This window comes from Rhizobium etli CFN 42, from assembly GCF_000092045.1.
GTDB lineage: Bacteria > Pseudomonadota > Alphaproteobacteria > Rhizobiales > Rhizobiaceae > Rhizobium > Rhizobium etli.
In genome coordinates this window covers 178,448-196,893 of record NC_007761.1, presented here as the reverse complement: position 1 = coordinate 196,893, position 18,446 = coordinate 178,448, and the positions used below count along the sequence as shown (strand labels likewise).

At 62.3% G+C, this 18,446-nt stretch carries 18 protein-coding genes; 11 read left to right on the top strand and 7 right to left on the bottom strand.

Annotated elements, in window-relative coordinates; translation table 11 throughout:
• Nucleotides 1-130: 130 nt before the first annotated feature.
• The 6 genes from RHE_RS00915 to RHE_RS00890 all read right to left on the bottom strand — a co-directional run bounded on the left by RHE_RS00915 (nucleotide 131) and on the right by RHE_RS00890 (nucleotide 7,456).
• Entirely contained in the window at nucleotides 131-493 is a 363-nt protein-coding gene (locus RHE_RS00915; RefSeq protein ID WP_011423574.1) for a hypothetical protein, read from the bottom strand.
• A gap of 141 nt (nucleotides 494-634) precedes the next feature.
• Nucleotides 635-1,594 (bottom strand): 2-hydroxyacid dehydrogenase, encoded by a 960-nt coding sequence (locus RHE_RS00910; RefSeq protein WP_011423573.1) that lies wholly within the window; start codon nucleotides 1,592-1,594, stop codon nucleotides 635-637.
• Nucleotides 1,595-1,602: 8 nt separating this feature from the next.
• Nucleotides 1,603-3,240 carry an ABC transporter ATP-binding protein gene (locus RHE_RS00905; RefSeq protein WP_042117707.1) on the bottom strand — a complete coding sequence of 546 codons (1,638 nt, stop codon included), beginning with the start codon at nucleotides 3,238-3,240 and terminating at the stop codon, nucleotides 1,603-1,605.
• The gene (locus RHE_RS00900) at nucleotides 3,237-4,385 is read right to left on the bottom strand and encodes an ABC transporter permease (protein ID WP_011423571.1); all 1,149 of its coding nucleotides are present in this window, start codon (nucleotides 4,383-4,385) and stop codon (nucleotides 3,237-3,239) included. The genes RHE_RS00905 and RHE_RS00900 overlap by 4 nt, the downstream gene beginning before the upstream one ends.
• The gene (locus tag RHE_RS00895) at nucleotides 4,385-5,473 is read right to left on the bottom strand and encodes a microcin C ABC transporter permease YejB (protein ID WP_011423570.1); all 1,089 of its coding nucleotides are present in this window, start codon (nucleotides 5,471-5,473) and stop codon (nucleotides 4,385-4,387) included. The genes RHE_RS00900 and RHE_RS00895 overlap by 1 nt, the downstream gene beginning before the upstream one ends.
• A gap of 150 nt (nucleotides 5,474-5,623) precedes the next feature.
• Complete coding sequence (locus RHE_RS00890; protein WP_011423569.1) at nucleotides 5,624-7,456, bottom strand: extracellular solute-binding protein; 1,833 nt, start codon at nucleotides 7,454-7,456, stop codon at nucleotides 5,624-5,626.
• A gap of 240 nt (nucleotides 7,457-7,696) precedes the next feature.
• On the opposite strand from RHE_RS00890, the gene mepA reads away from it, so the two are divergent.
• The 6 genes from mepA to RHE_RS00860 all read left to right on the top strand — a co-directional run bounded on the left by mepA (nucleotide 7,697) and on the right by RHE_RS00860 (nucleotide 13,688).
• Nucleotides 7,697-8,770: a penicillin-insensitive murein endopeptidase gene (gene mepA / locus RHE_RS00885; protein ID WP_011423568.1), complete on the top strand. Its 1,074-nt coding sequence runs from the start codon at nucleotides 7,697-7,699 to the stop codon at nucleotides 8,768-8,770.
• A gap of 86 nt (nucleotides 8,771-8,856) precedes the next feature.
• Nucleotides 8,857-9,237 (top strand): methylglyoxal synthase, encoded by a 381-nt coding sequence (locus tag RHE_RS00880; RefSeq protein ID WP_011423567.1) that lies wholly within the window; start codon nucleotides 8,857-8,859, stop codon nucleotides 9,235-9,237.
• A gap of 17 nt (nucleotides 9,238-9,254) precedes the next feature.
• Nucleotides 9,255-10,280 carry a glucokinase gene (locus RHE_RS00875; RefSeq protein ID WP_011423566.1) on the top strand — a complete coding sequence of 342 codons (1,026 nt, stop codon included), beginning with the start codon at nucleotides 9,255-9,257 and terminating at the stop codon, nucleotides 10,278-10,280.
• 124 nt (nucleotides 10,281-10,404) lie between these two features.
• Nucleotides 10,405-12,192, top strand: a complete 1,788-nt coding sequence (locus RHE_RS00870) for an ABC transporter ATP-binding protein (protein ID WP_011423565.1) — start codon at nucleotides 10,405-10,407, stop codon at nucleotides 12,190-12,192.
• A 15-nt stretch (nucleotides 12,193-12,207) separates the two neighbouring features.
• Nucleotides 12,208-13,032, top strand: a complete 825-nt coding sequence (gene dapB / locus RHE_RS00865) for a 4-hydroxy-tetrahydrodipicolinate reductase (RefSeq protein WP_011423564.1) — start codon at nucleotides 12,208-12,210, stop codon at nucleotides 13,030-13,032.
• 20 nt (nucleotides 13,033-13,052) lie between these two features.
• Nucleotides 13,053-13,688 (top strand): 2,3-bisphosphoglycerate-dependent phosphoglycerate mutase, encoded by a 636-nt coding sequence (locus RHE_RS00860; RefSeq protein WP_011423563.1) that lies wholly within the window; start codon nucleotides 13,053-13,055, stop codon nucleotides 13,686-13,688.
• 44 nt (nucleotides 13,689-13,732) lie between these two features.
• Here the strand turns inward: RHE_RS00860 and phnF are convergent, their stop codons facing one another.
• Nucleotides 13,733-14,470, bottom strand: a complete 738-nt coding sequence (gene phnF, locus RHE_RS00855; protein WP_011423562.1) for a phosphonate metabolism transcriptional regulator PhnF — start codon at nucleotides 14,468-14,470, stop codon at nucleotides 13,733-13,735.
• A gap of 109 nt (nucleotides 14,471-14,579) precedes the next feature.
• Here phnF and phnG point away from each other — a divergent pair, with 109 nt between their 5' ends.
• The 5 genes from phnG to phnK are packed head-to-tail and all read left to right on the top strand — an operon-like array spanning nucleotide 14,580 to nucleotide 18,420.
• The gene (gene phnG, locus RHE_RS00850) at nucleotides 14,580-15,056 is read left to right on the top strand and encodes a phosphonate C-P lyase system protein PhnG (RefSeq protein ID WP_011423561.1); all 477 of its coding nucleotides are present in this window, start codon (nucleotides 14,580-14,582) and stop codon (nucleotides 15,054-15,056) included.
• Nucleotides 15,056-15,664 (top strand): phosphonate C-P lyase system protein PhnH, encoded by a 609-nt coding sequence (gene phnH, locus RHE_RS00845; RefSeq protein WP_011423560.1) that lies wholly within the window; start codon nucleotides 15,056-15,058, stop codon nucleotides 15,662-15,664. The genes phnG and phnH overlap by 1 nt, the downstream gene beginning before the upstream one ends.
• A gap of 4 nt (nucleotides 15,665-15,668) precedes the next feature.
• Nucleotides 15,669-16,775 (top strand): carbon-phosphorus lyase complex subunit PhnI, encoded by a 1,107-nt coding sequence (locus RHE_RS00840; RefSeq protein ID WP_011423559.1) that lies wholly within the window; start codon nucleotides 15,669-15,671, stop codon nucleotides 16,773-16,775.
• Nucleotides 16,772-17,647, top strand: a complete 876-nt coding sequence (locus RHE_RS00835) for an alpha-D-ribose 1-methylphosphonate 5-phosphate C-P-lyase PhnJ (RefSeq protein WP_011423558.1) — start codon at nucleotides 16,772-16,774, stop codon at nucleotides 17,645-17,647. Before RHE_RS00840 ends, RHE_RS00835 begins: the two co-directional genes overlap by 4 nt.
• Nucleotides 17,644-18,420, top strand: a complete 777-nt coding sequence (gene phnK, locus RHE_RS00830; protein ID WP_011423557.1) for a phosphonate C-P lyase system protein PhnK — start codon at nucleotides 17,644-17,646, stop codon at nucleotides 18,418-18,420. The genes RHE_RS00835 and phnK overlap by 4 nt, the downstream gene beginning before the upstream one ends.
• Nucleotides 18,421-18,446 lie beyond the last annotated feature (26 nt).

Here is an 18,446-nt window from a genome sequence, read left to right as displayed (position 1 = left end):
AGTTCCGGGCCGGCGCACGAAACCGGCTCGTGCGCCTTCTTATCGAAAAATCGGCGGATAAAGTCCAGAAAAAACATAAACATCCCGCCGCAGCGTGGCGGCGGGATGCGGGAGATCGTCTGCCAAAGGCCTATTGGGCCGGTGCCGCAGGCTGGGTCGGTGCCGCAGGCGCGCTATTAGGGGCAGGCGCCGTTGCCGGCGTCTCGGTTGGACCCGCATTGCCATTCTGCATCGTCGGCGCGGGTGCTGCGTCGGATTGCTGCTGCTGGAGCTGTTGGCCGGGCTGCTGCGGCGCCACCTCGTTCGCCTCGCGGCGGCCCCAGATCTCGACTGGAATCCAGACCACGAAGGCAAGGATCAGCGCCACGAGCAGCACGGTCAGGATACGGTAACCCATACGCCCCTGCTTTGCCTTGACCGGCGGGATTTGCTGTTCCTTGTGAAGCTTTCCGTGGGATTTTTCCCAGCGTGTTTCGGTCTGATGCGCCATCATCGTCTCCTTCCGCTGCCTTGGCGGCGATCTGGCCGCAAAGAACTTCGCAAGGAAAACGGGTGGCCGTCTGGAAGGTTCCGGGCTCAAACGTGCCGCGATCTTGGAATAGCCAAACCGCCGCAGCTTTGGCGCGAGATGCCGCTAATAACCGGCGGCGCGATCGATCACGAACTGCAGCGGCTCGCCGCGCTCAAAACGGGCGATCTGCATCTCAACATGGCGAAACAGCGCGTTCTCCTCAGAGACAGCCGCGTCATGCGGGGTGATGAAGACGTTCTCCAACTCCCACAACGGGCTGTCGGTGGCGAGCGGCTCCACTTCGAAAACGTCGAGAGAAGCGCCGCCGAGGGTCCCCTCCCTGACGGCCGAGACGATGTCGGTCTCGATCTGGCTCTTGCCGCGGCCGGCATTGATGAAGACCGGCTGGCCGAGCGCACCGTCGCGGCGGAGCTTCTTAAATAGCTCACTATCATAGAAGCCCGTCGTCTCAGGCGTCAGCGGCAAGAGGCCGACCAGAATGTCGGTCTTGGCAAGAAACCTGTCCAGTTCGCCCGCGTCGAAGGTCTCGACGCCCTCGATTGTTTTACGGGTGCGTGACCAGCCGATGACGTTGAAACCCATCACTTTCAGCTTGGCGACCGCATCCTGACCGAGAATGCCGAGACCCATGACACCGACAGTCACCTCCGCCGCTTCCGGCGCAATCAATTTGGCCCATTCGCGCCGCCGCTGGTGACTGTCATGGCCATATTGCCCGCGTAGATGCATCAGACACTGCATGACGACCCATTCGCTCATGCGGGTCGTCAGGCTGCGGTCGACGAAACGAACGATTGGAATATCAGGCAGACCGGCCATGCCGATGATGTGATCGACACCGGCGCCGCCCGAGAAGATGACCTTGAGGTTCGGTGCCCGTCGAAAGAGGTCGGCATCCGGCTTCCAGAGAAGCGCGTATTCCGTTTCGCTGAAATCACGCTCGCGATTGGCGGGATCGGCGAGATTGATGCTGCCGCGGTCGGCAAAGGCCGTCTTCAGGACCCGGTCGACACCTTCGGGGTTGAACTTGATATCGACGAGGACGGGAGGACGAACTGACATGATCTTCTTTACTGCTGCACGGCGGGCGTCGGCACCGCCTCGATGTTGAACGCGGCTGCCATCAGCGCCTTGGTGTAATCGTCCTTGGGCGCGCGGAAGATTTCCGCGGAGGGACCTTGCTCCACCACCTTGCCGAACCGCATGACGATGACGTCGTTGGCGAGCGCCTTCACAACCTTCAGGTCGTGGCTGATGAAGAGATAGGCGAGGTCGTGTTTCTTTTGCAGATCGCGCAGGAGGTCGACGACCTGGGCCTGCACGCTCATGTCGAGCGCGGATGTCGGCTCGTCGAGCATGACGAAACGGGGCTTCAGCACCATGGCGCGAGCTATGGCGATGCGCTGGCGCTGGCCGCCTGAAAATTCATGCGGATAGCGCCAGCGGGTCAGCGGATCGAGGCCTACCTCCTCCAGCGCCCAGCAGACACGCTGGTCGCGCTCCTCGGCGCTCAAGGCGCGCTCATGCACCTTCAGCCCTTCGGCAATGATATCGCCGACCGACATGCGCGGGCTGAGCGAACCGTAGGGGTCCTGGAAGACGATCTGCAGCTGGTTGCGTAACGGCCGCATTTCGCTGAAAGAATAACCGGCTATATCTTTGCCGAAAAAGGCAATCCGTCCCTGCGACGAGATCAGACGGGTGAGGGCAAGCCCGAGCGTGGTCTTGCCCGAACCGGATTCGCCGACGACTCCGAGCGTCTGTCCGGCGCGCAGCGAAAGATCGATGCCGTCGACCGCCTTCACATGATCGACGACGCGGCGCATCAACCCCGCCTTGATCGGGAACCAGACGCGGATATCCGAGCCTTCCATCACCACCGGCTTCGACGGATCGGCAAGCGGCGGCTCGCCGCGCGGTTCGGAAGCGAGAAGATGGCGGGTATAGTCGTGCTTCGGATTGGCGAAGACCTCCTCGACCGTCCCGGTTTCGACGATCCGGCCCTTGGTCATGACGCAGACGCGGTCGGCGAATTTGCGCACGATGCCGAGATCGTGGGTGATGAACAGCAGCGACATGCCGTGCGCCGTCTTCAACTGCCGGAGAAGCTCTAGAATCTGCGCCTGTACGGTGACGTCGAGCGCTGTTGTCGGTTCGTCGGCGATCAGCAGTTCCGGCCGGTTGGCGAGCGCCATGGCGATCATGACGCGCTGGCGCTGACCGCCGGAGAGTTCGTGCGGATAGGCCTTCAACCGCTTCTCAGGCTCGCGGATGCCGACCTGGTTCAACAGTTCCAGCACGCGCATCCGCGCCGACTGGCCGGTGAGCCCCTGGTGCAGGGCGAGGATCTCGGCGATCTGCTTTTCGATCGTATGAAGCGGATTGAGCGAGGTCATCGGCTCCTGGAAGATCATGGTGATGTCATTGCCGCGCACCTCGCGCAGCGCCCGCTCCGATGCCTTCAAGAGGTCCTTGCCCTTGAACAGGATTTCCCCGGAGGGGTGGCTTGCCGAGGGATAAGGCAGAAGGCGCAGGATCGAGTTGGCCGAGACCGATTTGCCGGAGCCGGATTCGCCGACGAGCGCTACGACCTCGCCTTTGGCGATATCGAACGAGATCCGATCGACGGCAAGCGAGGTTTCGCCGCCCTGATGAAAGGCAACCGAGAGATCGCGGACGGAAAGGAGCGGTTCTGTCATGTCACTCATTGAAACGTCTTCCTCGGATCGAAGGCGTCGCGCACGGCTTCGCCGATGAAGATCAAAAGAGAAAGCATGATCGACATGGTGAAGAAGGCCGTCAGCCCGAGCCAAGGCGCCTGCAGGTTGGTCTTGCCCTGGGCGATCATTTCGCCGAGCGAAGGGGAGCCGGGCGGCATGCCGAAGCCGAGGAAATCGAGCGAGGTCAGCGTCGTGATCGAGCCTGAGAGAATGAAGGGCAGAAAGGTGAGCGTCGCCACCATGGCGTTCGGCAGCAGGTGGCGCCACATGATGGTGCGGTTGTTGACGCCGAGCGCACGGGCGGCGCGGACATATTCGAAATTGCGGGCGCGCAGGAACTCTGCGCGCACGACGCCGACAAAGCTGACCCAGGAGAAGAGCAGCATGATTCCGAGCAGCACGAAGAAGCCGGGCGGCAGGATCGCGGCGATAATGAGCAGGATATAAAGCACAGGCATCGACGACCATATTTCGATGAAGCGCTGCAGCAAGAGATCGGTCAGGCCGCCGAAATAGCCCTGCACCGCCCCTGCCGTGACGCCGATGATCGCCGAGCAGATGGTCAACGCCAGGCCGAACAGCACCGATATGCGGAAGCCGTAGATAACGCGCGCCAGCACGTCACGCGCTTGGTCATCGGTGCCGAGCCAGTTGAGATTGCCGAGCGTGCAGCCGGGATCGTTCGCGCCTTGCGGATAACCTGAGCAACGCTCCTCCTTGGTCATCAGCCAGAAGGGGGGAGTCGGAGCCGAATGCGGAATGTTCGAGTTGACCGAGCGGTAGGAATAATGGATCGGCGGCCAGATCATCCAGCCATTGGCATTGATCTCATCTGCTATCACCGAGGAGCGGTAGTCGGTTTCGGCGAGAAAGCCGCCGAATTTCTCCTCGGGATAGTCGATCAACACCGGAAACAGGATCTCGCCCTTATAGGAGGCGATGATCGGCCGGTCGTTGGCGAGGAATTCCGCGAAAAGGCTGAGCACGAACAGCAGCAGGAAAAGCCACAGCGACCAGTAGCCGCGGCCGTTCGCCCGGAAATTCTTCCACCGACGGATATTGGTCGGCGACAGCAGCCCCTTGCGCGGCGGTTTGACCGGGGTTGCGGTGGCAGGGTTTGCGGCGGCGTCCATCAGACATCCCTCCGCTCGAAATCGATGCGCGGATCGATCCAGGTATAGATCAGGTCTGAGATCAGGCTGACGAAAAGACCGAGTAGCGAGAAGATATAGAGTGTTGCGAAGACGATCGGATAATCGCGGTTGACCACCGAGAGATAGCCGAGGCGGCCGAGGCCATCGAGCGAAAAGATGTTCTCGATCAGCAGCGAGCCAGTGAAGAAAGCGGAGATGAAGGCACCGGGAAAACCGGCGATGATGATCAGCATGGCGTTGCGGAAAACATGGCCGTAAAGCACCTGCCGCTCATTCAGACCCTTGGCGCGGGCGGTGACGACATATTGCTTCTTGATCTCCTCGATGAAGGAATTCTTGGTCAAGAGCGTCGTCGTAGCAAAGGCGGCTAGCGAAAGCGAGATCAGCGGCAGAGTGAGGTGCCAGAAATAGTCGAGCGGCTTCTGCCACCAGGCGAGCTGGTCGAAATTGTCGGAAACGAGGCCGCGCAACGGAAACCAGTCGTAGAAGGAGCCGCCGGCGAAAAGCACGATCAGCAGGATGCCGAAGAGGAAGCTCGGAACGGCATAGCCGACGACGATGACGCCCGAGGTCCAGACATCGAAGGTCGATCCGTCCTTGACCGCCTTGTGGATGCCGAGCGGAATGGAAATCGCATAGGAGAAGATTAGGATCCAGATGCCGAGCGAGATCGACACCGGCAGCTTCTCCTTAATGAGGTCGAGCACCGAGGTGTTGCGGAAGAAGCTCTCACCGAAATCGAAGCGGATGTAGTTCCACATCATCTCGCCGAAACGCGTCAGCGGCGGCTTGTCGAAACCGAATTGTTTTTCGAGCTTGGCGATCAGCTCCGGATCGAGCCCCTGGGCACCCCGATATCTGGAGCCTTCATCCCCTCCTCCGTCACCCAGCAGGTCGCCGCCGCCCGACAGACGCTGATCGGCGCCGTCGGCCTGACCGGTCAATTGAGCAATGACCTGCTCGACCGGACCGCCGGGGGCGAATTGAACGACGATAAAGGAGATCGCCATGATGCCGATGATGGTCGGGATCATCAAAAGCAGGCGGCGAATGACATAGGCACCCATCAGCCTTGAGCCTCCGGAAATCTTCTTATTGTCTGCCTGCCGTCCAGTCCAATGCCGCTCAATCCGCCAGCCTTCCCTTGCCGGCCCTGCCGGCTTGTCGTGATTCGCTTGTGCCATTTGGAGCCCAGAGCCCCAGCATTGCAAGCCCGCTCATTTTGCCGCTGTCGACCACCAGGCATCAGGGAAGCCGAGGCTATAGGCCGGGAATTCTGCCGGATGGGTGATCGTGTTCCAATAGGCGACGTTATAGGTACCGCGGTAGAACAGCGGAATGACGTAATGGTTTGCGAGCAAGACCCGATCCATTGCCTTGACCGCGGCGATCTGTTCATCGCGATTCGACGCGAAAATGATCATGCGAATGAGCTCGTCGACGGCCGGATTGGCAATGCCGGCGTAGTTTTGAGAGCCCTCCTGATTGACCGAAGCGGATCCCCAATAATTCGCTTGCTCGTTGCCCGGGTTCATCGTCTGCGCCCAGACATTCCAGATCATGTCGTAGTCGAAGCTGCGTTCCCGGTTGACGGCTTGTGAGGGATCGACCGTCCGCACGCGCGCATCTATGCCGATTTTCTTGAGATTGTTGGCATAGGGAACGGCCCAACGCTCCAGCATCGGGCTCGACAACAGAATCTCGAAACTCATCGGCTGGCGGGTTTTGGTATTAACCATTCGATTGTTCTTGATCTCCCAACCGGCATCTTTCAGGAGCGCAATCGCTTTGCGAAGGTTATCGCGGCTTTTCTGCGGATCGCCGCCAACGGGATTTGTGTACGGCGTCGTGAAGACCTCGGGCGGAACCTTGTCCTTCATGCCTTGCAGAATTTCCAGTTCTCTGCCTTGCGGCAGGCCCGAAGAGGCAAGTTCGGTGTTCCAGAAATAGCTGTCGATGCGCTTGTAGCTGTTGAAGGCAACCGTGCGATTCAACTCCTCGAAATCGAAACCGTAGTTCAGCGCTTCGCGGACCCGTTCGTCCTTGAAAAGATCACGGCGCATATTGGGCACGAGAGCCTGCAGGATGCCGGTGGAGCGCAGCGGGTTGGCAACCTCCTCCTTCTTGACGCGCCCTTCCTTCACTGCGGGGAAATCATATCCCGTCGCCCAGCGAGCGGCAGTGGTTTCCTGCCAATAGTCGCTGTTGCCGGCCCGAAAGGCCTCGAACTCGACGTCCCGATCACCGAAATAGGTGTAGATGACGTTGCGGAAATTGTTCTGGCCGACGTTTACGTTGAGGTCCTTGCCCCAGTAGTCGTCGCGCAGTTCATAACGGATCGTCGCGCCGGGCGAGAAGGATGCAATCTTATAAGGTCCGGAGCCCATCACCGGCTCGAGCGTCGTCTTTGAAATATCGCGGGGTTTGCCGTCGGGTCCCTGCCCCTCCCACCAATGTTTCGGCACAACCACCAACTGCCCGAGAATATTGGGGAGCTCGCGGTTATTCTTCTCGTCGAAAGTCAAGGTAACGTCGCGATCGCCGGTCTTTTCCGCCTTTACCACGTGCCTATAGTAGTTCGCGGAGGCGGGATTGAGCTCTTTGGCCTTATCCAGGCTGAAAATGACGTCCTCGGGCGTTACCGGCTGCCCGTCCGCCCATTTCGCCTCTTTGCGCAGGCGAAAGGTCGCACTCGAAACGTCCGCGGGAAAGGAAAGTCCTTCGGCAAGCAGGCCGTAGGACACAAGCAGTTCGTCATCGGCGGGCTTCATCAAGGTGTCGTACACGAGCGTCAGGCCGACCGCCGTCTGTCCTTTGGCAAGCAGCGGATTGAAGGTGTCGAAGGCGCCGCTTGCGGAAAGGCGCAGGTCCCCGCCCTTTGGAGCATCGGGATTGACGTAATCGAAATGCGCAAAGCCCGGCTTGTACTTCATGTCACTGATAACCGAGCTTCCAATTTGAAACGGCTGGTCCCCAGCCACTGCCATCAGGGGCGTCAAAGCACCCGCAAGTGACAGAAACAGACCGATTTTCGACCACAGAGCCGCCATGCCATTCCCCTGAATATTGATGGATTCGACAATACGAGAAATAGGGGCGAAAAACAGGAGAGAGTTTGGTTTTTGCCGGGCTCGCGAAATTTTCCTGCCCAAGGCGTCGATGGTTGAAGCGCTGCGTCGATCCGTCACCGGCTGTCCCTACGCCGGCCCAACAAATCATCGATTCACCAAAATCGCTTTTCACGATAGATTCGAACGCAAATCACTTCGACATCGACGTAAGGGAACAGCATGGCTTTCGGCTTCGCCCAAGCTTTCAGAACATTCGGCAGATTGGCGCTTGCCGGCGCGATCGGCGCCGGCCTTGCCGCCGGCGACGTCGGCGCCGAGCAGAAACCGCCAAGCCCCGGCAGCGCCAAGGCGCTATTCGCAGGCGTCAGCCTGCCGACACAGGGGCCGGCGCAGCCGATCGGCTTCTATGCAAAGGGCTGCATGACCGGCGCGGTGGCACTGCCGACCGACGGGCCGACCTGGCAGGCGATGCGGCTTTCGCGCAACCGCCGCTGGGGCAACCCGGCGATGATTGCGCTTCTGGAGCGGTTTTCGCAGGATGCGGTCAAATATGCCGGCTGGCCGGGCATCCTCGTCGGCGATGTCGCGCAACCTCGCGGCGGGCCGATGCTCAACGGCCATTCCTCACATCAGATCGGCCTCGATGCCGATATTTGGTTCACCCCGATGCCGGCGCGCCGCATGACCGCGCAAGAGCGCGAGGACCTGCCCTTCACCAGCATGCTGCAGAAGGACAAGTTCCTCACTGTCAACCCCAAAGTATGGACGGAATCGCGCGCGCGGCTTTTGATGCTGGCGGCGAGCTATCCCGAAGTGGAGCGCATCTTCGTCAATCCGGCGATCAAGAAGAAGATGTGCGACACCTGGACCGGCGACCGCACCAACCTTGGTAAGCTCCGGCCGATATACGGCCATGACTCGCATTTCCACATCCGCATCAAATGCCCGCCCGGTGCTGCCGGATGCACGCCGCAAGCTCCCGTCGCCTCGGGAGACGGTTGCGACAAGTCGCTCGCCTATTGGTTCACCCCGGCGCCTTGGGCGCCCCCGAAACCGCCCAAAACCAGCGCCAAGCCCCCGAAGCCGCCGCGTGAGATGATGGTCTCCGACCTGCCGAAGGCCTGCGCCGCCGTGCTCGATGCTGCATCCGTCGCTTCGATGCAAGCCGCCACCTATGGCGGGCCTTCCGCCGCAAGCGCTCTCGCCGCCGCTCCGGCAGCCGCGCCGGCGGACGACGACGAGGCGTTGCCGGATGTCGGTCCGGTCCCGAACGACAAGCCGACGATCCAATGAAGGGACGGATGCATTGTCTTTCAAATCGCAAATACTTGTTATAAAGCGATCAAATCGATTGAATTGTTGGGGCGGAGATTGACTTCATGGCCGGCAGCAAATGCCTTGCGCTGATCGCGCATGACCAGAAGAAGGACGACATGGCGGCTTTCGCTCGCGCCAACCAGGAGCTTCTCTCGCGCTGGAAGATCGTCGCGACAGGCACCACCGGCGGTCGGGTGCTCGACGCCGCTCCCGACCTCGACGTCACCAGGCTGAAAAGCGGGCCGCTCGGCGGCGACCAGCAGATCGGCGCGCTGATCTCGACCGGAGAGGTCGACGCCCTGATTTTCTTCGTCGACCCGCTGACGCCGATGCCGCATGATGTCGACGTGAAGGCGCTTATGCGGCTCGCCATTGTCTACGACATTCCAATGGCGCTCAACCACGCGACCGCTATAAAGCTCCTTCCCACACTCGAAGCCTGATCAGCACGGAACCGGCCATGCCCAAATCCAACCACAGCACCGCTCCGCTTCCCTTCCCGATCCTGATCGGCGATATCGGCGGCACCAATGCCCGCTTCTCCATCCTGACCGATGCCTATGCCGAACCGAAACAGTTTCCGAACGTGCGCACGGCGGATTTCGCCACGATCGACGAGGCGATCCAAAAGGGCGTGCTCGACAAGACGGCGGTGCAGCCGCGCTCGGCGATCCTCGCCGTCGCCGGCCCGATCAACGACGATGAGATCCCCCTGACCAATTGCGCCTGGGTGGTGCGGCCCAAGACGATGATCGAGGGCCTCGGTATCGAGGATGTGCTCGTCGTCAACGATTTCGAGGCGCAGGCACTAGCGATTGCCGCCCTGTCGGATGAAAACCGCGAACGCATCGGCAGCGCCACCGGCGACATGGTTGCCTCGCGCGTCGTGCTCGGACCCGGCACCGGCCTCGGCGTCGGCGGGCTTGTGCATGCCCAGCATACTTGGATCCCGGTTCCCGGCGAAGGCGGCCATATCGATCTCGGGCCGCGCAGCAAGCGCGATTATGAGATATTTCCGCATATCGAGACGATCGAAGGTCGTGTTTCGGCCGAGCAGATCCTCTGCGGACGCGGCCTCGTCAATCTCTATAACGCCATCTGCGTGGTCGACGGTATCCAGCCGACGATGAAGGATCCGGCCGACATCACATCGCACGCGCTTGATGGCAGCGACAAGGTCGCCGTCGAGACCGTTTCGCTGTTTGCCACCTATCTCGGCCGCGTGGCGGGCGACATGGCGATGGTGTTCATGGCGCGCGGCGGCGTCTATCTCTCCGGCGGCATCTCGCAGAAGATCATCCCCGCGCTGAAGAAGCCGGAATTCCGGCAGGCTTTCGAGGACAAGGCGCCGCATAGCGCGCTGCTTCGCACCATCCCGACCTATGTGGTGACGCATCCGCTGGCGGCGCTCGCAGGGCTTTCCTCCTATGCGCGCATGCCGGCCAATTTCGGCGTATCGACGGAAGGCCGCCGCTGGCGGCGCTGAGCCAACGCGCGCCCCTCCGGGACGCGCCGCGGTCTAGCCAAACCAGTCCCAACTCTTTATAGAGCCGGCCACAGTGCGCGCCACGGTTCACGGCGCGCTCAGTCTCGGACAGGAAGCTTGATATTTGGAAGCCGTGGAAAGCAGAAAGCAGAGCGTCAGCAGCGATACCGTAACCGGCATCCTGAAGCGCATCGTCGCTGAAAACGGCCGCGACCATCTCTGGGGTTATGTCTTCGCGATCACCTGCCTCGTGGTCGTGGCGCTTTCGACGGCATTCACCGCCTGGATCATGCGGGCGATCATCGACGAGGCCTTCGCCAACCGCCGCGCCGACGTCGTCTGGATCATCTGTCTTTCGATCTTCGTCGCCTTCGTGCTGCGTGGCTTTGCCAGCTACGGCCAGGCCGTGGCGCTTTCCAAGGTCGGCAACAATATCGTCGCCCGATATCAGCGCCGCCTCTATGCGCATCTGATGACGCTTTCTGTCGGCTTTTTCAGCGAGGCACGCTCGGCTCACATCGCGGCGCAGGTGAGCCAGAACGTCAGCGGCATCCGTGACGTGCTCAACCTGACGATCACCTCGACGGTGCGCGACCTCCTGACCTTCGTTTCGCTGATCGGCGTGATGGTCCTCCAGGACCCGCTGCTCAGCCTCGCCGTGTTCGTCATGGCGCCGCCGCTGCTCTATGCGCTGCGTTATGTTTCCAAACGCCTTCGCTCAGCAACCCGCGAGGCCGTGCATCTGAACAGCCACGTGCTGGGAGCCATGCAGGAGACGATCCAGGGTATTGCCATCGTCAAAGCCTTCACGATGGAAGAGGAGCTGGAGAACAAGGTCAACAAGCTCATCACGGCCGCCGAAAACCGCGCGAACCGGATTGCCCGGCTCTCCGAGCGCACCTCGCCGCTGACGGAGAGCTTCGCAGGCTTTGCCGTCGCCAGCGTGCTTGCCTATGCCGCCTATCGCTCGATCTATTACAATGTGGCCCCGGGCGCCTTCTTCTCCTTCGTAACGGCGCTGCTGCTTGCCTATGACCCGGCCCGCCGCCTTGCCCGCCTTCAGGTGCAGATGGAACGCGCCGTCGTCAACGCGCGGATGATTTACGAACTGCTCGACATGGAGCCGCGCCAGCGCGACCTGCCGGATGCCCGGCCGCTTGTTGTGACGCAGGCGCGCATCGAATTCCGCAATGTTTCCTTCGCCTACGGCAATGAAAGCGTGCTGAACAGCGTCAGCTTCGTCGCCGAGGGCGGGGGAACCACGGCGCTCGTCGGCCCCTCGGGTGCGGGCAAATCCACCGTCATCAGCCTCATTCCGCGCTTCTACGATCCGCGCGAAGGCGAGATCCTGATCGACGGGCAGGATATCGCCCATATCACCAAGAAGTCGCTGCGCCAGCAGCTCGCCTATGTCTCGCAGCAGCCCTACCTGTTCGAGGGCACGATCCGCGACAATATCCGCTACGGCCGGCCCGAAGCGACCGATGCAGAGGTGGAAGAGGCTGCCCGGCTTGCCTATGCGCATGATTTCATCACGGCGCAGCCGCAGGGTTATGATACGCCTGTCGGCGAAAACGGCGTGACGCTTTCGGGCGGCCAGCGCCAGCGGCTGTCGATCGCCCGTGCATTGGTGCGCAACGCGCCGATCCTGCTGCTCGACGAAGCAACTTCCGCGCTCGACACCGAATCCGAGGCCGCCGTGCAGAAGGCGCTCGACGAGGCGATGACCGGGCGCACCGTCGTTGTCATTGCCCACCGTCTTTCGACCGTTGTGCGCGCCGACAAGATCGTCGTCATGCAGCAGGGCCGGGTCGTCGAGGAAGGCAATCATGAGACGCTTGCGAAGGTCAGCGACGGTCTTTACGCTCGCCTCAACAACCTGCAGAGGCCTTCGGCCTCGGATTCATACTAACCTGGTGAGACTGACATGAGCGATGCTGCGATGAAACTGGTGGTGGTTGGCGCAGCTGGGCGCATGGGGCAGACGCTGATCCGGCTCATTCATTCCATCGAAGGCGTGACGCTGCATGCCGCCGTCGAGCGCGCCGGCTCGCCCTTCATCGGCAAGGATGCCGGCGAGATCGCCGGGCTCGGCCCGACCGGCGTCATCATCGGCGACGATCCGCTCCAGGCCTTCCTGCATGCCGAAGGCGTAGTCGACTTCACCGCGCCTGCCGCAACCGTGGAATTCTCCGGCCTCGCCGCTCAGGCCCGCATCGTTCACGTTGTCGGCACGACGGGCTGCTCGACCGAGGACAATACGAAGATCGCCGCAGCGGCCCGCCATGCCCGCGTCGTCAAGTCTGGCAATATGAGCCTTGGCGTCAATCTGCTCAGCGTGCTGGCCGAGCAGGCAGCGCGGGCGCTCGATCCCGCAGACTGGGACATCGAAATCCTGGAAATGCACCATAGACACAAGGTGGATGCCCCTTCCGGCACCGCCCTTCTCTTCGGCGAAGCCGCGGCCAAGGGCCGCAATATTGATCTCGCCTCGAAATCGGTCAGGGTCCGCGACGGCCATACCGGCGCCCGCGAGGCGGGCACGATCGGTTTTGCGACGCTGCGCGGTGGCTCGGTCATCGGCGAACATTCCGTGCTTTTCGCCGGCGAAGGCGAAATCGTCACCCTGTCGCACAGCGCTGCCGATCGCTCGATCTTCGCGCGCGGCGCCATCAAGGCGGCGCTCTGGGCGCGCGATGAGAAGCCGGGGCTCTATTCCATGCTCGACGTGCTCGGGCTTTCTTCCCAATAAGATACTACGGAGGCATATTCATGAGCGGTACCCTCGTCCTCGTTCGCCACGGCCAGAGCGACTGGAACCTGAAGAATCTCTTCACCGGCTGGAAGGATCCCGATCTGACCGAGCTCGGCATACAGGAAGCCAACGCCGGCGGTGTCGCACTTGCCGAATACGGGATCAAATTCGACGTCGCCTATACCTCGGCGCTTGTGCGCGCGCAGCACACACTGAAGCTCGTTCTCGACAAGGTCGGCCAGCCCGATCTCGAAACGATCCGCGACCAGGCGCTGAACGAGCGCGACTACGGCGATCTCTCGGGCCTCAATAAGGATGATGCGCGCGCCAGATGGGGCGAGGAACAGGTGCATATCTGGCGCCGTTCCTATGATGTGCCGCCGCCCGGCGGCGAGAGCCTGCGCGACACCGGCGCGCGTGTCTGGCCTTACTATCTCACGGAAATCCTGCCGCGCGTGCTGCGCGGTGAGAAGGTGCTGGTCGCCGCCCACGGCAATTCGCTGCGCTCGCTGGTCATGGTGCTCGACAAGCTGACCAAAGAAGGCGTGCTCGCCCTCAATCTCGCGACCGGGGTTCCGATGGTCTACAAGCTGAATGCGGATTCCACCGTGGCTTCCAAGGAAGTGCTGGGCGATATGTCCGGCGCACACTGAATTCGGCGAGGCGTGCCGCCGGAGGCGGCCGGTACGCCAAGCCCTCAGTTGTCGATCGTGAACTGGACCCGGTCGGCCGCGAAACGGCTGATCGAATATTGCACCGGCACGCCGTCGAGGTCGGTGTTCATCGCCTTGGCGATCAGAAGGATGGCGCCGGGGGTGAGTTCCAGATCTGCAAGGTCGGCTGTGGCAGCATGGGCCGCCGTCACCTCGGTCGTCGCCCGCACGTAGTCCGCGAGGCCGAGCTCGGCGAAAGCCTTGGTGATCGATTGATGCTTGCGGTAGGCCTCGCCGATCCCGGCGAAGCGTTCGGCGGGGAACCAGCTCGTCGCCTTTGAAACCGGCCGCCTGTCGGCATGGCGCAATGTTTCCAGCCGGATCACCATCTCGCCCTGTTTCAGGCCCAGCCAACTGCCAACCTCGGCGCTCGCCTCCTCCTGCGCCTCATCGAGCAAAAGTGCGCGCGTCTCGCGCGCCTGATCGCCGATGCCGGCGGTGAAGCGCGTGCGCCGGGTGATCGGGAAGTTCAGCCGCTCCTTACGTTCGATCAGCGTGCCGCGGCCTTGTACCGCCCTCACAATTCCCTCCTGCGCCAGCGCCGCCAGCGCGCTGCGCACCGTGTGCCGGTTGACGCCGAATTGCAGCGCCAGCACCGTTTCCGGCGGCACCATCCCCGTTTCGTCATAGGCGCCGTTGCCGATCGCCTCGCGAATCCGATCGGCGATCTGGCGCCAGAGCGCCACGCCCGTCTGCCTCTGCACCTGTTTCAGTCCTGCCATCCCGCCCCTGCCTTGCCCAACGATGTCACACGCTTGTCACGACACCGATTTAAGGCTAGGTATAGCTTGTATACTTGTCTATATCAATAGACATTTCGAGGAGGCAGCGATGATATCAGCGGACAGGAAAGACGCTGCGTCACAGACGGTCGCGGAGCGCAAACGCGCCGCCGATCTGCTGGCGCGAGCGGAGCGGAGCGAACTCCAGGCGGTCTGGGATGCGTTGCCGCAAAAACCGGTGGCTTATCCGGTGCGCGGACCGGAGACCGGACTGGTGATGGTGCGCGGCCGCATCGGCGGCGGCGGGGCTCCCTTCAATCTCGGCGAGGTGACGGTGACACGCGCGACGGTGCGGCTCGAGTCCGGCTCCATTGGCCATGCACAGGCGCTCGGCACCGACCGTGAGAAGGCGCGCCTTGCGGCGATCTTCGACGCGCTCTGGCAGGAGGAGACGACCAGGGAGTTCATCGAACAGGCACTGCTTTCGCCGATTGCCGCACGCATCGCCGCCGCCGACCACCGCAAGGCGGATGAGACGGCGGCGACCCGCGTCGATTTCTTCACCATGGTACGGGGAGACAACTGATGGGCCTTGCGACAGAAGCCTTGACCGGCGGCTTTGCCGAGCCGATTTTCCATGCGCAGAGCGTCTTCAAGATGCTGATGGACGGCATGGCCCGCCCCGGTACCATTCAGACGGTAGAGCCCGATATCGATCCACCGCCGCCGCTCGGCATTGCCGCCGGCACGATCGCACTCACCCTTTGCGACCACGACACGCTCGTCTGGCTGACCTCGGGACTGGCGAAATCCGCCGTGCCGGAGTGGCTCGGCTTCCACACCGGCGCTCCTGTGACAGCCGAAAAGGCCGATGCGCGCTTTGCCTTCGCAGAGGCGGGCACTGCGCTTTGTTCTTTCGGCCTCTTCGCATCAGGCACGCAGGAATATCCCGACCGCTCGACGACTGTCGTCATCGAACTTCCCGAACTCGAGGGCGGACGCAGGTTGGCGCTGATGGGTCCGGGCATCCAGAGCGTCACGGAGGTCGCCCCGGTGAGCCTGCCGGAGACCTTTCTCAGGCTCTGGACCGAGAACCGTGCGCTCTTTCCGCGCGGCATCGACATCGTGCTGACATCGGGCAAGCGCTTCGTCTGTCTGCCGCGCACCACCACGATCACAGCAACGGAGATCTGAGCTCATGTATGTTGCCGTCAAGGGTGGCGAGGCCGCCATCGCCAATGCCCACCGTCTGCTTGCCGACCGCCGCCGCGGCGACCGGTCGCTGCCGGCGATCGGCATCGAGCAGATCGTGGCGCAGCTGGCGCTCGCCGTCGACCGCGTCATGGCCGAGGCCTCGCTTTTCGACCGCACCCTCGCAGCGCTCGCCGTGCGTCAATCGCGCGGCGACATGATCGAGGCGATCTTCCTGCTGCGGGCCTATCGCACGACGCTGCCGCGCTTCGGTTATTCCAGACCGCTCGACACGGCTGGCATGGTGATTGAACGCCGGATCTCGGCGACCTACAAGGATCTGCCGGGCGGCCAGCTGCTTGGCCCCACCTTCGACTATACGCACCGGCTGCTCGATCCCTCACTGCTTGAGGACGAAGTGGTCGAAGCGCCGGCCCAGCGTCCGGCCGAGACCGGCCGGGTCATGCGCGTCTGCGAAATCCTCGGCGAGGAGGGCCTGATAGAGGCCGACGGCGACATGCCCGAAGATCACGAGATCGGAGACCTGACCCGCGAGCCGATGGAATTTCCGATGACCCGCGATCTGCGCCTGCAGGCGCTTTCCCGCGGCGATGAGGGCTTCCTGCTGGCGCTCGGTTATTCCACCCAGCGCGGCTATGGCCGCAACCATCCCTTTACCGGCGAGATCCGCATCGGCGACGTCGAGGTGGAATTCGACGTGCCGGAGCTCGGTTTCGCCGTCTCGCTCGGCACGATCCAGATCACCGAATGCCAGATGGTCAACCAGTTCAAGGGGTCGGCCAAGGCGCCGCCGCAGTTTACCCGCGGCTACGGCCTGGTCTTCGGCCAGAGCGAGCGCAAGGCTATGGCAATGTCGCTTGTTGACCGTGCGCTGCGCGCAGAAGAGCTCGGCGAGGATATCACCGCGCCGGCGCAGGACGAGGAATTCGTCATCTCCCATTCCGACAATGTTCAGGCGACCGGTTTCGTCGAGCACCTGAAGCTTCCGCATTATGTGGACTTCCAGGCCGAACTCGATCTCGTCCGCCGCATGCGCCGCGAATTCGAAGCCGCCCGCAGCAGCGGCGAAGACATGAAGGAAGCCGCCGAATGAGCGATCTCGCCAGCTACAACTTCGCCTATCTCGACGAACAGACCAAGCGGATGATCCGCCGCGCCATCCTGAAGGCGATCGCCATTCCCGGCTATCAGGTGCCCTTCGCCTCGCGCGAAATGCCGATGCCCTACGGCTGGGGCACCGGCGGCGTGCAGGTGACGGCCTCGATCATCGGGCCTGATGACGTGCTGAAGGTCATCGACCAGGGTGCCGACGATACGACCAACGCCGTCTCGATCCGCGCTTTTTTCCAGAAGGTCGCCAATGTCGCGGTAACGACGCGCACCAGCGAGGCGACGATCATCCAGACACGCCACCGCATCCCTGAGGAAAAGCTCGGCGCCGGCCAGGTGCTCGTTTATCAGGTGCCGATACCGGAACCCCTGCGCTTCCTCGAACCGCGCGAGACGGAGACGCGCAAGATGCATGCGCTCGAGGAATACGGCCTCATGCATGTGAAGCTCTACGAAGATATTGCCCGCAACGGCCGCATCGCCACGACCTATGCCTATCCGGTCAAGGTGCACGGCCGCTATGTCATGGATCCCTCGCCGACGCCGAAATTCGATAATCCGAAGATGCACAGGTCGGAAGCGCTGCAGCTTTTCGGCGCCGGCCGCGAAAAGCGTATCTATGCCGTGCCGCCTTATACGGATGTCGTCAGCCTGGATTTCGAAGACCATCCCTTCGAGATCCAGCGCTTCGACAAACCCTGCGCGCTCTGCGGCGCCGAGGATGTCTACCTCGACGAGGTCATCCTCGACGACAAGGGCGGGCGCATGTTCGTCTGCTCCGACACCGACCATTGCGAAGATCGCCGGGCGCAGGGGCATGCCGGCGAGATGCTGGCCCGGGAGGCTGCAGAATGACCGACACACCCCTTCTCAAGGTCAAGGATCTGTCGAAATTCTACGGCAATCGCATCGGCTGCCGGAACGTCTCCTTTGAGCTCTGGCCCGGTGAGGTTCTCGCCATCGTCGGCGAATCCGGCTCGGGCAAGACGACGCTGCTCAACTGCATCTCCACCCGGCTGATGCCGACCACCGGCAGCGTCGAATACCACATGCGCGATGGCAGCTACCGCGACCTCTACCAATTGAACGAGGCCGAACGCCGTTTCCTGATGCGCACCGACTGGGGTTTCGTCCACCAGAACCCGGCCGACGGCCTGCGGATGACTGTCTCTGCCGGCGCCAATGTCGGCGAACGGCTGATGGCGATCGGCGACCGGCACTACGGCAAGATCCGCGCCTCAGCGATCGACTGGCTCGAACGCGTCGAGATTGATGCCGACCGCATCGACGACCAGCCGCGCGCCTTTTCCGGCGGCATGCGACAGCGCCTGCAGATCGCCCGCAACCTCGTCACCGGCCCGCGGCTCGTCTTCATGGACGAGCCCACAGGCGGCCTCGACGTTTCGGTGCAGGCACGCCTGCTCGATCTGGTGCGCGGCCTCGTCAACGATCTCGGCCTTTCGGCCATCATCGTCACCCATGATCTCGCCGTCGCTCGCCTGCTCTCGCACCGCATGATGGTGATGAAGGATGGCTCCGTCATCGAACAGGGTCTCACCGACCGCGTGCTCGACGATCCCAGGGAGCCTTACACGCAGCTGCTCGTCTCCTCGATCCTGCAGGTCTGAGCCGTCGCTAGAAAATAGGAAGAAAC